Annotated in this window: 9 protein-coding genes; 3 read left to right on the top strand and 6 right to left on the bottom strand. The window is 47.5% G+C overall.

Going from position 1 to position 9549, the window contains the following annotated elements; translation table 11 throughout:
• Window positions 1–1369, bottom strand: a 1369-nt coding sequence (locus PSHG_RS30925) for a hypothetical protein (RefSeq protein WP_010275485.1), incomplete at its 3' end; no start/stop codon positions are given.
• 106 nt (window positions 1370–1475) lie between these two features.
• Between PSHG_RS30925 and PSHG_RS17630 the strand changes: the two genes are divergently transcribed.
• Together PSHG_RS17630 and PSHG_RS17625 are read left to right on the top strand one after the other, a co-directional pair.
• On the top strand, window positions 1476–2270 hold the full coding sequence (locus tag PSHG_RS17630; RefSeq protein WP_235782077.1) for a helix-turn-helix domain-containing protein: 795 nt from the start codon (window positions 1476–1478) through the stop codon (window positions 2268–2270).
• Window positions 2271–2303: 33 nt separating this feature from the next.
• The gene (locus PSHG_RS17625) at window positions 2304–2828 is read left to right on the top strand and encodes a hypothetical protein (RefSeq protein WP_010275476.1); all 525 of its coding nucleotides are present in this window, start codon (window positions 2304–2306) and stop codon (window positions 2826–2828) included.
• Window positions 2829–3016: 188 nt separating this feature from the next.
• Here PSHG_RS17625 and PSHG_RS17620 read toward each other — a convergent pair whose 3' ends face one another.
• The 4 genes from PSHG_RS17620 to PSHG_RS17605 form a co-directional block, all read right to left on the bottom strand.
• Window positions 3017–4669: an extracellular solute-binding protein gene (locus PSHG_RS17620; protein WP_010275474.1), complete on the bottom strand. Its 1653-nt coding sequence runs from the start codon at window positions 4667–4669 to the stop codon at window positions 3017–3019.
• Between the two features lie 52 nt (window positions 4670–4721).
• A complete protein-coding gene (locus PSHG_RS17615; RefSeq protein WP_010275472.1) occupies window positions 4722–5600 on the bottom strand; it encodes a carbohydrate ABC transporter permease in 879 nt (292 codons plus the stop codon).
• Between the two features lie 10 nt (window positions 5601–5610).
• Window positions 5611–6534 (bottom strand): ABC transporter permease, encoded by a 924-nt coding sequence (locus tag PSHG_RS17610; protein ID WP_235782084.1) that lies wholly within the window; start codon window positions 6532–6534, stop codon window positions 5611–5613.
• A 69-nt stretch (window positions 6535–6603) separates the two neighbouring features.
• A complete protein-coding gene (locus PSHG_RS17605) occupies window positions 6604–7638 on the bottom strand; it encodes a LacI family DNA-binding transcriptional regulator (RefSeq protein ID WP_010275466.1) in 1035 nt (344 codons plus the stop codon).
• A gap of 1147 nt (window positions 7639–8785) precedes the next feature.
• Between PSHG_RS17605 and PSHG_RS17595 the strand changes: the two genes are divergently transcribed.
• On the top strand, window positions 8786–9334 hold the full coding sequence (locus PSHG_RS17595; protein WP_010275460.1) for a GNAT family N-acetyltransferase: 549 nt from the start codon (window positions 8786–8788) through the stop codon (window positions 9332–9334).
• A gap of 8 nt (window positions 9335–9342) precedes the next feature.
• Here PSHG_RS17595 and PSHG_RS31220 read toward each other — a convergent pair.
• Window positions 9343–9549, bottom strand: a 207-nt coding sequence (locus PSHG_RS31220) for a hypothetical protein (protein WP_210436477.1), incomplete at its 5' end; no start/stop codon positions are given.

The raw sequence follows: 9549 nt of genomic DNA, 5'->3' as shown, positions 1-9549 counted from the left end.
AATTATAAATAAAATGTGCGCTAGCTTTGCAGTCGCTTCCCGGAATGATACGCACCCAATGGGCGCTGAAGGAGGTCGGGAACTCGTGGTGCTCATAGCCGTGTGCGGCTACCTTGATTTCCTTATATCGCTTCCAGCTTCCATTCCCCAAGAAGTCGACTTCGATGACGAAGCTCACTTCCTCGTCTGCTTCATGCGCAATATGCAGCACCTTATGCTCGAATCCGGTCATCAGATAAGGATCGGACGGCTCGTTCGCGCGAATCTCGTCTTCCCACCAGGGGCCGCCCCATCCCTTTGGCTTGCCGAATTGCCACAGATCGTCCGTCTTGCCAAACCACAAGTTCGATTGCGGCTCTCCAGCAAGCAGATTCGTATCGAAAATCGGCGTCACCTGATTGCCCGCCAGCACAAGCAGGCCTCGCCAGGAACAAAAATCCGGAACCATGCGCAGATGCGTGCATATAGGCCGGACACCCCATACTTTGCCGCCGTACGCCGTATGAGACAGCTCATAGAAGAGTCCGTGGAAGTTCATGAGCAGGCGCTCGGTCTCCACCTCCCGGATTCTAGGCCATTCCGTGAACCACATATGGTCCATTGCCTGTGTCCCTTTAGGCAGCCGATATTTCAACCATTTTCCATGAGTAAACACGCGCAGAATGGCAGAGGCTTTGTCAAAGCCGGTGGCGAATAACGGACTTTTGCCCGAGGAAGCAACTTCACAATACGGATTCTCCTCCAAAATGGTCCATGTACTGCCATCCCATTCGGCCAATCGTCCATCGCTCTTTCTCCCGGTATATTCGTGCTCATCATAAGTATTATTGGCCACGACCACGCGGCCGTCTTTCGTCCATCCGCCCTTGAAGTGAGGCCAGCATTCCGGGGACACCTTAAGCTCCTTCAACAAATCGAACAACTGAGTGCTCTGCAAGGTATTCACGTTTACTTCAAACAGCAGGCCTTCCATGGTCAATACGTACAGCATTTCGTCCGGGTTTGTCAAATGCGGCATGCAAGCAGTCAGCCGGTGGCCGACCAAGCTTTCAGCGGTTCTCACATTTCCTTTCGTATCGATAAAATGAGGCCCGATCATGAGCTGATTGGATTTCGCATGAATGATCCGGTTGGCATACGTTCCTACTACGCTCTCCGGCCGCTTCACGATTTCGAACTTGTCGTTTACCTCAAACAACCCGGTGCCCGTGCCGGTGCCTGCGCTATGAGCCACGTAAGTAACGAACCAAAGTCTGTTGGCCCACGGCATCACCGCGCCAATTCCCGTTTCGGAGCGGGCTCCGTCAATCCCAGCAGCAGCTGTCAAATGCGGCAGTACGCCGCTGATGTTAAGCATATGTTCGCTCATTGTTGTACCTCCTCCTTGTATTTATTTTAATGATAGGTCAAAACATTTACTACGTTAATGTAAAAGGTTATCATATTTCTTGTAAATAATTTCAAAAGAGGGCGGGATGATGAACGAAGGCTGGCGGTCTAATCCAGAGCTGATTTTTCATGTATACGTTGAAAACACAAAGCAATTCCAAAAACCGTATGACACCTACCAGCATTGGAGCTGTTTTATCGTCGATTCCGGCGCATTCGAGTACCGCATGGAGGATAAAAACGGGAAAGCCGCTGCAGGGGATATGGTTTTTTGTCGCCCCGGAACGACTTTTTACCGTACGACTAGAGGATTGTCCTTCCATTTCATCGGCTTTGACTGGAAACATGGACAGATCCCTCCACCGGACTTGATTCCCGCCAACGGGAAGATTACAATTTTGAACAATCGGCGAATGAGCTCCACCTTGTCATTGCTGCGGGAAACAACATCGCTGCAATCTGAAGCGGGACTGAACTACAAGAAGCATTTATTCCGTGATTTGTGGCAATTATTCGCGATGGAGGCCGCTAATTTAATGGAATCTGTGCTGATCAGCGAAGACCCGTTCGTGCAGCGGGCGGTACATTTGCTGCAGGAGCATGTCGATTCAGGGGCTGCCTTGAAGCAGGTGGCGCAGCAGCTGGGAATCAGCCAGGTGCAGCTGACCCGTATGTTCAAAAAGGAGTTCCACTTAACGCCAAGCAAATATATGACCAAACAGCGCATGGAACGCGTCGCACACCTTCTTGTCCATACCCGGTTGACCCTGGCCGATATAGCAGAGCGCTGCGGCTTTACGGACGAACACCATTTAAGCAAGTCATTCAAGAGCGTGATGGGAATGAACCCTTCCGTATACCGCAAAGCCCACATGGTATAAGGAGCTGCACATATAGAAGAGGAGGATATTTGGTTGGACAATTACGAAGTTCCCTATGTGGAAAAAGAAAATGTATCGCTGGTAGTTGTAGGCTTTGTCGGACAAGAGCCTGAAGCTTTAAGAAGCACCTTGGAATGGTTCAATTACCGTGTAGATACTCATTGGGTTGGATCGAAAATAGAATTGCAGAAGATATTAAAAGGAGAAATCCCTACAAGGGAGACAATCATTTTGTGCTGCCATGGCGACGATGATGGTATTTTGATAGATGGTGAGCCAACCTTAACCGGGGAAGAAATTAAGTCTTGCTGCATGATAACTAATAAAGTGATTATCAATTTGGGATGCTCTACAGGAAAACAGCATATAGCCGATGCTTTTTTGCACAGAAGAGGGTTAACCTACATAGCGCCTGTAGACGATATCGAAGGGAATTCAAGTCTCTTATTTGCCATTCATGTATTTTACTATTTGGCCAATGGGGATGAATGGAGTGAAGCTGTGGACAAGGCTCGTCAATTCGATGAAGAATGCAAGCTGTTTAAACGCTTTGTTTGAAGAACAACCCTTCTAGACCACAATAGGCTGGTGACCTTCTGGGCGCAACCGTCCTTTCGGCATCAGCTTTTTGCCTTTGTTGGCAGCCATAATAACGAATGTAAATTTACCTCGTCACATAAAAACAAGCTGCCGGGAATTACCCCAACAGCTTGTTCTCATTTATACTAATCTTGTTTTCACTTATACTAGTTTTGGTTATAGCGCTCAAGCGCAGCTTGATACACTTCCAGATATCTGTCTACACCCATGCTGTGTACGGTCTGCACGTATTTCTCCCATTCGGAGAAGGGGGCGGAACCGTTCACGAATTTTGCCTCCATTTCCGTAATGTAGCTGTGAATATCGGAGCCGATCGTGCTCATGAACTCCGTTTCCTCCTGGGTGAAGTTGAAGTTATACCAAAGTTCCTCCACTTGATAGGGAGCTGCTTTTTCCCCGGCTTCGACGGAGGATGGCAGCGTCTCCGAGCCTTTAAACCATTTCTGATGAACGTAGCCCGGATAGCTGCCGCCCATCCAGCTGACGTAGCTGGTAAGCGCCTGATCCAGCGTTAATCCGTCCGGATTGTTCTTGATATGGTCCATAAATTCCAGCGATCCGTCATCGTTCACCGTGTAGCTTTCGCCTTCTTTCCCCATGAAGAACTGGATGGCTCCCTCTTCGCTGAAGAAATGATCCATCCAGCGAACGGTTGCTTCAGGGTGCGGATTTTTGTCCGTAATGGCGAATGCTCCGACCCACACCATCGGTACCTTGATATTCGAATACAGTTGATCTCCATGCGGCCCTTTCAATGCTCCCAATCCTATATAGCCTTCGCCGTTAAACTGCGTAATCGGGTTCGAATTGATCGTGGAGGCAAGCAAGTCCTGCGAGCCTTTGGCGAACAGAGCTTTGCTGTCCTGTGTAAAGATATCTTTATCAATCAACCCTTCCGCATACAGTTGATGGACAAACTCCAGCATTTCCTTATATCTGTCCGATGTGCGGAAGAAGCGCAGCTCGTTCGTTTCCGGATCTACGTCCACATGCTTGTGACCCAGACCACGGGTGCCAAGCCCCCAGGCTCCTTTAATTTGGTCAAAGAATGAGGCAATCCCTGTACCGCTGTACGGAATTTCATCGAGCTGACCGTTGCCGTTCAGGTCTGTCGTTTTTACAGCTTTCAGAAAATTATAATATTCCTCAATTGTGGTAGGCTCTTCCATGCCAAGCTGTTTCAGCCAATCCTCTTTGATCCACAGCGGTGTTCCAATCAGCATGGGGAGAAATTCCGGATCATAGAAGGAAGGCATTGAATAAATATGACCGTCAGGCATCGTCAGCGCTTTGCGCAAGTCTGGATATTTCTCCATCAGGGCGGTCAGATTGGGCGCGTAATTTTCCAGCAGCCCCCCGTCCAGCTGTACGAATACCCCCTCGGCTCCATATCTCATCAGGTCAGCTGCCGGGATGCGGGCAGTGAAGAACGCATCGGGATAGTCGCCGTTGGCCAGCGCCAGATTACGTTTTTCGGTCAAACCGTCGAACGGAACGAATTGGAAGTTGACCTTGATGTTGGACATCGCCTCCATTTCCTTGTACGCCAGACGCTCTTCAAATGGCGTGCTGCCGTTCGTTGCCGCCAGTCCCGTGAAGAAGGTTAGCTCAATCTGTTCGTTGACGATTGGCATACCCGTAGCATTGAAATTCGCTGTTTCTTCTGCAGGAGGGTTTGTCTCGGAATTATTCGGAGACGATGAACCTTCCGAATTTGGAGCATTCGAGCATGCCGCTACTAATGTGGTTGAAAGCATTAACGACCCCGCTATGCCCAGCCATTTTTTTCTTTCTGTCATGTTTTTCCTCTCCTATTCTTAAATTTCTTGAAAGCATATATGCTCAAAGGGTTCATCCCTTTAAAGCCCCAATCATAACGCCTTTCACGAAATACTTTTGCAGGAAGGGATACAGCAGGAAAATAGGCAGATTGGCTACTACTATAATCGCGTATTTAACCGCTTCTTCATTCATAATCGTCTCCGAATGCGAGGTGTCCGCAGGATTGATCATTTCCTCCATCTGCCCTTGAATCAATATTTCACGCATAAATAGCTGCAGCGGATATAGGCTCCGATCGGTTAAATAAATCAGTGCGCTGAAATAGGAGTTCCAGTGCCCAACGGCGTAAAACAGCACCATAACTGCAATAATTGGTATGGATAAGGGGAGCACGATTTGAAACAGGTTGCGAAAATCGGCGCTGCCGTCTATTTCCGCCGCCTCCAGCAGTTCTCCCGGAATGCTGCTTTGGAAGTATGTCCTCATAATGATAATGTTGTAGACCGAGACGGCATTCGGAATAATTAAGGCCCACATGGTGTTCGTCATTCCCAATTCGCGCACGACCATATAGGTCGGAATCAGGCCGCCGCCGAAAAACATCGTAAATACGATCAGCGCCATAATGATGTTGCGCCCCGGAAAATTCGGTCGAGCCAGCGGATAGGCGGCCAGTATAGTCATCGCTACATTGATGGCTGTTCCTACGGTAGTATAAATAATCGTATTCGTGTAGCCGGTAAGGATATCGGAGTTGCTGAATACTCTCTCATAACCGTAGAGAGTAATGTCTACCGGCCAGAGCCACATATTTCCGGAAACCACCTCCGCCGGATTGCTGATGGACGCGCTGATGACAAAGACCAGCGGATAAAGCACGATCAGACAAATAATGGCGAGAATACTGCCGTTGATTACATCGAATAAGCTGAAATTGCGCTTTTTCATAGTTTCCTCCTTACCAAAGGCTGGCCTGATTCAACCTGCGGGCGATCTGGTTGACCGAAATCAGCAAAATAAAGTTGACAATAGAGTTGAACAATCCGACAGCTGCGGAGAAGCTGTACTGGGCTCCTAAAATCCCGCTTCGATATACATAGGTGGAGATGACATCGGAGCTTTCCATATTCAAGGAGTTCTGCATCAGGAAAATCTTCTCGAAACCGACGCCCATAATGGAGCCGATATTGAGTATCAGCAGGATCACGATAGTCGGACGAATGCCTGGCAGGTTAATGTGCCAGATACGCTGCAGCCTGGTTGCCCCGTCCACGCGGGCTGCTTCATGCAGGTGAGGATCGATGCCGGTCAGCGCGGCCAAATAGATGATAGAGCTCCAGCCCATCGTCTGCCAGACGCCAGAGAAGACATAAATGCTTTTAAACCATTGCGGCTCGGTCAGGAAGTAAACCGGCTCTCCGCCGAACGCTTCGATCGCTTTGTTAATAATCCCGCTCGTAGGCGACAGGAAAATAACGAGCATGCCTACCAGAACGACGGTAGATAGAAAGTGTGGAGCATACGTAACGGTTTGAACAAACCTTTTGTAAGAGCTCTGCCGCACCTCGTTGATCATCAGGGCGAGCAGAATCGGCACCGGAAAACCAACGGCCAGCTCGTATAAGCTAATGCCGATAGTGTTTTTCAGCAACCTCCAGAAAAAATAGCTTTCGAAAAACCGTTCGAAATGCTTGAAGCCCACCCATGGGCTGCCCCATATGCCGCGTGTTCCGATAAAATCCTTAAAGGCGATTTGCACCCCGTACATCGGCAAATAATGAAATATTGCGAAATAAACCAATACGGGCGTAATCAATACATATAGGCGCCAATGCCGCTTTATGGCGAGCAGGAGACGACGTCCTTTGTTCTTTTTGTTCATCGGCGCGGAAGGGGCCTTACCGGCCGCTACTTGTGTCTGTCCCATGTTTCCTCCTCCTAGGAAAATTCGTTATCGGTTCTTGCCGCTGCTGTTTCGAATCATCAACTCAGTTGGCAGGCTGCAGCTCATAGGAAGCGGAAGCTTCCCTGTCATTCTCTGGAGCAGCAGCTTTACAGCGGTCCTGCCCATCTCTTCTTTAGGAACCCGAACAGTAGTTAAAGCAGGACTTACAAACTCGGACATTTCGATGTCATCGAAGGACACGACAGACAAATCCTCCGGTATTCGCAAACCGGCTTCCTTGATCGCTTTATAGGCGCCGTGCGCCATCATGTCGCTTGCGGCAAACAAGGCTGTTGGTCGCTCAGGGCTCCGCAAGATCTCCGCCATAGCTTCATAACTTTTGGCTAGACTAAATTTCCCATCACAAAACCATTCCGGAACGATGGAGATCCCATTGGCCTTCAGCGCATCCTTATATCCAAGAGTGCGTTCCTCTTCCTCCATAGAAGCTCCGACCGGGGAGCCGCCACCAATAAAAGCAATTTTGCGATGTCCCAGATCGACTAAATACTGCACTGCTTCTCTTGCTGCATCGCGAAAATCAACGGTCACGCAGTCGAGCTTTTTCTGTGGCAAACCGCTAACCGAGAAAACCAGCGGAACCTGCTTCGCCAGCTCGTTCAGAAATTGCGACTTCAGCGGCCCGATACAGATAACGCCCAGATTTTCCTTAGGAAAATCCGCGAACAAATTCGAGTTGAAAATTTCCTTGACTTCAAAGGTGAAATCCAGGGTAATGCCATTGTTGAGCAGTTCGCTTTCAATTCCGAAGATAATTTCTGAAAAATACGCATCCTGATATTTGGCTTTCACATTGTTTAATATTAGGCCAACCTTGATTTCTGAAATATTTTCATTACTCTTCTGTGACGAATTAATTTTGCGATATCCCAGCTCCTTCGCCACCCGGATGATGTGTTCCCTTGTCTGATCATTGACCGGGGCATCCGGATGAGCCTTGTTTAAAGCTCTTGAAACCGAGGATATAGATACATTTGCGCGATCTGCGATGTCTTTCAAAGTTACTTTTGTCAACTGCAACACCCTATCTCCCATTCTATGTTAAATTAAAGCGTTTACATGGCATTATCATACATTAATAGCATTAGGCGGTCAATCCAATTTTTTCATTTTTTTCTGCAAATTAATGAAAAATGATTTACTGTTTTTTCAGTTCTTTGCTTTTAATCTTACTAGTCTTTTGTCAACGCTATGTCATCGTTTTGTAAAGAATCGATTAAGAATATTGGGGGCTCTGTACAAAAGAGAACGAAAAAGAGTGAAAGGGAACAAAAGAACGATGGAGAACAAAAGAGATCGTAGAGAAGCAAAAGAGAAATAAGGAGAGAAAAAAGGAACAAAAGAGGGAAAAAGAGAACGGAGGAGAGCGAAGGAAAGTATATCGATCATGTAGTCGACCGACCGCAGTTATGCAGTAAAACGCCACGCACTGGGAGCTGTGCGCAGTGTTTTGACCGGGCCGCGTCCACGGGTGCATAAAAATGGCAATATGTTTGCAAAATGTTCCAGATCGAAGATGAAAATAATTGCTGAGAAAAAGTTCGTGCAGTCTCACAGCGTTGGGGCGACGTCGCGCGGCAATCGGACAAGCGATGGGCAATGTTTGGGAGGCGATGTACGGCAATCGGACAAGCGATGGGCAATGCTTGGGAGGCGATGCACGGCAATCGGATAAGCGATGGGCAAGCGTTGGGGCGGCGTGGCAATGTTTCGGACAGAGCAACAACCGCCTTTCGAATTCTAACGCTCGCCATGGTCCTTATTTGCGCAAAATCAGGGTGTGAAAAATTGTAACGCTTGCCATCGTCCTTATTTTGCTCAGATCGCGGTTTTCAGATCTTTTTGTCACAAATAAGAGCGAGGATGAGCGTTAGCGTTGATCATCCTCGCATACCGCTTCGCGGATGCCTCGCAGCCGCGCAAACCGCCTCGCATGAAATTCCGCAGGGAAACTACGAGGGGCGGATACCCGCATAAGGAATTACCCCTGTCACAAGCGTTAGCGGAGGACCAATCATGGGCTGTACTTTTTCAGGTGCTGTACTTTTTGTGCCTAAAAATTACCATTGTAGTATAATGAGCGCGAGAGCAGTTTGGAAGGAAGAAAGGTTTTAAGTAATCCACAAATAAGTTTGTATATGACATACACCATTAAAGGAGAAATACTATGTCTCAGTTTCCCGGACTAGAAACAGAAAGATGTGTGCTAAGACAAATAACCCAAAACGATTCCATGGATATATTTCGTTATTTTTCGCTGGATGAGGTAACGAGGTTTTATGATGTGGAAAGTTTTACGAATATTAAACAGGCAGAAGAACTAATTGAAAAATGGAATGCAAGATTTGAAAGAAGGCAGGCCATTCGCTGGGGCATCACATTGAAGTCGGAAAACAGAGTAATCGGAACATGTGGATACCATGGCTGGATGAAAAATCATTATAAAGCTGAAATCGGATATGAACTAGCACCAGAATTTTGGCAGCAAGGTTTTATGACAGAGGTAATTGAAAAGATAATTGAATACGGATTTAATGAACTGGAATTAAACCGAGTTGAAGCATTGGTAGAGCCGGAGAATGTGAGATCAAGAAAGGTGTTAGAGAAAATCGGCTTTAGAGAAGAAGGGATATTGAAGGAACATTATTATTGGAGGAATCGGTTTGTCGATAATGTCATGTATGCATTTCTTAAAAAAGACTATAAAGTGCATTAGCAGAGGGGTTAATCCGAGTAGAGGTCACTTTGCCTAACAGCACTTAGCACTTCAAGCTGCGTCACTATCGTACTTGTTCTTCCTGAGGTAATGCAAGGAATAAGTTCTTGCAGATATTCTTGCACTTGCTCAATCTTGCGACCGGCGATTTCACGCCTTAAGCCAGTTGAGGGTCGTGAAGGCAAGAACATCATAGGGCATACTGCTGCTAGACT

The organism is Paenibacillus senegalensis JC66 (assembly GCF_000285515.1).
Lineage (GTDB): Bacteria > Bacillota > Bacilli > Paenibacillales > NBRC-103111 > Paenibacillus_L > Paenibacillus_L senegalensis.
The sequence above is the reverse complement of the archived record's forward strand: the minus strand, read 5'-3'. Positions and strand labels throughout refer to the sequence as shown.